Raw genomic sequence first — 1000 nt, 5'->3', positions numbered from 1 at the left:
GGGCGAACACGGTCGACGGTAAGACTGAAACCAGGGGACCGGGTTCCTTGATCTATGAGCCGCACACCCTCGTCCACCAATGGGGAAACCCGGGCAACGAGCCGTTGGTCTTCTTGGTGTGCCTACCATAAATCACATCCGGCCATATTGATGGTGCAGTCCACCCAGGATCGGGCGGCAGACGATATTCCCGGCCCACTCAACGCCGCGAGGCACCGGGGCATCCTTTTTCAATGACAAATGAGTTCGCGTGGCGTTGTAGTAATCTTTGTATGACAGCAGGACGTGGCGCAGATGGCGTTCGCCGAGGACTACGACATGATCAATGCATTCCCTGCGGATTGAACCGATCAACCGTTCTGCGTAGCCGTTTTGCCAAGGTGAGCGGAAAGACGTCGGGCGGTCTCGAATGCCGATCGACCGAACCCGGCGGACAAAAATCCTCGCCATAAGCTCGATCGCGGTCCCTGATTAAGTAACGAGGGATTTGCTCCCAGCCACAGGCTTCAGTGAACTGATTGGCGAGCCATTCGGCCGTCGGGTGCGCAGTCACTCCAAAACACAGGATCTGCCGCCGGCCATGGTCTATGATCAGCAAGCCATAGAGTAGTCGGAACGAGATTGTCGGCACGACGAAGAGGTCCATTGCGACAATGCCATCCGCATGGTTGCGAAGGAACGCCTTCCATCCCTGCGAGGGAGGGCCCCTCCTCCGCGCCATATACTTGGCGACGGTGGTCTGGCCGATCTCGATGCCGAGCTTGAGAAGCTCTCCATGGATTCTCGGCGCTCCCCACAACGGGTTGGCGATGCTCATCTCGCGGATCAGCCGGCGAATTTCCAACGGTACAGTTGGTCGGCCGCAGCGGTTCCGCGATTTGCAGCGCCAATACGCTCGGCTCCTGTCGGTCGGCCGTGTCAAGTTGGCTCAGATAGCGCGCGACGCTCTCCTCCAACTGAGCACGCCGCCGCTCCACCTTCGCGCGCGTGAAGTTCCTGT

Annotated in this window: 3 protein-coding genes; 1 reads left to right on the top strand and 2 read right to left on the bottom strand. The window is 59.2% G+C overall.

Going from position 1 to position 1000, the window contains the following annotated elements:
• A partial coding sequence (locus AC629_RS50885) for a cupin domain-containing protein (RefSeq protein ID WP_143199948.1) occupies nucleotides 1–131 on the top strand: 131 nt, incomplete at its 5' end.
• Between the two features lies 1 nt (nucleotide 132).
• On the opposite strand, the gene AC629_RS50880 is transcribed toward AC629_RS50885, so the two are convergent.
• Entirely contained in the window at nucleotides 133–354 is a 222-nt protein-coding gene (locus AC629_RS50880; RefSeq protein ID WP_502693122.1) for an integrase core domain-containing protein, read from the bottom strand.
• Nucleotides 323–817 (bottom strand): hypothetical protein, encoded by a 495-nt coding sequence (locus AC629_RS49665; protein WP_245332208.1) that lies wholly within the window; start codon nucleotides 815–817, stop codon nucleotides 323–325. The genes AC629_RS50880 and AC629_RS49665 overlap by 32 nt, the downstream gene beginning before the upstream one ends.
• Between the last annotated feature and the right edge of the window lie 183 nt (nucleotides 818–1000).

It is taken from the genome of Bradyrhizobium sp. NAS80.1, from assembly GCF_001908205.1.
Taxonomy (GTDB): domain Bacteria; phylum Pseudomonadota; class Alphaproteobacteria; order Rhizobiales; family Xanthobacteraceae; genus Bradyrhizobium.
This window is presented reverse-complemented; position numbering and strand designations above follow the sequence as displayed.